Genomic DNA, 1,196 nt, shown 5'->3' on the forward strand with positions numbered 1-1,196 from the left:
AACGCGTGTCGATATTCAATCGGCGCGCGTTGTTTTAGTTTCTTTTGAATACGTTTGTAATTGTAGTGATAAATATAATCTTCAATCGCTTGTCGTATCTCCACTTCTGATTTACACTGTTCAATATACAACTTCTCTGTTTTGAGATGAGAAAAGAAGGATTCAATGCAAGCATTATCCAGGCAGTTTCCTTTGCGAGAGTGGCTGCCCTTAATGCTGTATGCTTCTAATCGATTGTTGTATCCCTTAGACGTATACTGAAAGCCTTGATCCGAATGGAGAACAGCTTCAGCTACGTCTTTTTTCTTTGTCCATATTTCTACTGTATTCAAAACAAGTTCAAGGTCGTTTCGTTTCGAAAGTTCCCATGACACAATCTCATTATTAAATAGATCTTGAATTACCGATAGGTAATAGAATTGCTTACCATCTGAGACATATGTTATATCCGTTACCATTTTTTGATTAGGTCCTGTTGCCTTAAATTTTCTCTTTAGGCGATTCGGATGGATTACGGATGGAGTATGACCATGGCGCTTTCTTTTCTTTCGGATGACAGACTGGATGTTCATTTCTTTCATCAATCGGTACACCTTTTTATGATTAATCTTATAATCATTTTCCTTTAACAAATAGGTCATACGAGGGCAGCCAACTTCGGGATGAAGTAAATGAATGCCCATCATGTGTTCACATATATCTTGGTCTTGTTTAGTTCTTTCATCGCGTTTAAATTGAGTGGACCTCCATTTATAGTAGCTTGCTCTCTTAATATAAGCGATTTCCAATAACCATGTGATTGGATAGACATTCCTTAATCCTTCAATGATTTCATACTTGATCTGTTGGGGGATGTCTCCTCCTTTACTAGATTTGGATACTGCTTTTTTAAATAATCCACCTGTGCCTTTAGGTAATCTCTTTCTTCTTCTACTGACTTAAAATTAGTACGAGGTCGACCTTTTAATGGATTAGACACTCCACTTCGTTCATCAAATTTCTCTCCCTTTTTCCACTTCTTTACCCACACTTTTAGTTGAGTACAGTTTAAAATTCCTAACTCATCCGCCAATACTTTATAACTTTTAGATCCTGTTACATATTTCATTACAGCATTTAATTTAAATTCATTTGTATACCTTTGAAATTGTTGTCCTTTTTTAGCCATAGAAAAATCCCCTCCAAGTATTAGTGTA

General features: G+C 36.0%; 1 protein-coding gene. It reads right to left on the minus strand.

The window, feature by feature from the left end; genetic code table 11:
* A protein-coding gene (locus M5A78_RS24575) for an IS3 family transposase (RefSeq protein ID WP_248737889.1) occupies window positions 1-1,168 on the minus strand; the annotation gives its coding sequence in 2 pieces (ribosomal slippage) (window positions 1-880 and window positions 880-1,168; 1,169 coding nt annotated over the 2 pieces). This gene is flagged as partial in the annotation.
* Between the last annotated feature and the right edge of the window lie 28 nt (window positions 1,169-1,196).

It is taken from the genome of Neobacillus rhizosphaerae (assembly GCF_937468385.1).
In the GTDB taxonomy this organism is placed as follows: Bacteria; Bacillota; Bacilli; order Bacillales; family Cytobacillaceae; genus Neobacillus; species Neobacillus rhizosphaerae.